At 67.1% G+C, this 587-nt stretch carries 1 protein-coding gene; it reads right to left on the bottom strand.

The genetic code is table 11. The annotated features are described in order from the left end of the window. Positions 1–91: 91 nt before the first annotated feature. Positions 92–535 (bottom strand): hypothetical protein, encoded by a 444-nt coding sequence (locus AC4FQX_RS15195; RefSeq protein ID WP_491168567.1) that lies wholly within the window; start codon positions 533–535, stop codon positions 92–94. Between the last annotated feature and the right edge of the window lie 52 nt (positions 536–587).

Raw genomic sequence — 587 nt, 5'->3', positions numbered from 1 at the left:
TCACCCGTTCCAATCGCCGGTGGGGCCAGTGGCGTCCTAAACGCCGTCGCAGCGGTCCACAAACAAGGCGGGGATTCCCCCGCCTTTTTCATTACTGGTAGGACAGCGTCACCACCGCGAGCGCTGGTTCCACCCCCGGCGCGCGCGACAAGGTCGGCGTGCCGTTGTTTGCCGTCAGCAGGCTGGCCTTGAAACCGCCGTATTTGGCCAGGACGTCCGCCTTGCTGCGTGCATCGCCCACCCGCAGGGGGTTGAGCGACGATGCCGCGCGAGCCTCCACTGACACATCGACCGGCACCACCCGCACTGCAGCCGAGCGAAAGCTCAACACCACCTGGTGACCGGACGCGGATGCTCGCGCCTGCAACCCCTCGCCCGCAGCGGATACCTGGGGCGTGGCCTGCACGCGGAACCCGGCCTCCACGATGGCGCCCGTGAAGTAAATCACGCCGCCATGGCTGCCGGCCGCCAGCGCGCTGCTCGCTCCGATGGCCACCGCCATGGCGACGACCGTTGCCTTGTAGACCTTGAACATGAGAACCCCGATGCCCGACCCTTGGGCGATGTGTCACATCCGCCCGTCTTCA

The sequence above is a fragment of the Flavobacterium sp. AK-301 genome, from assembly GCF_058310215.1.
Note: the sequence above shows the minus strand (reverse complement) of the source record. Positions and strands in the feature narration are given on the sequence as shown.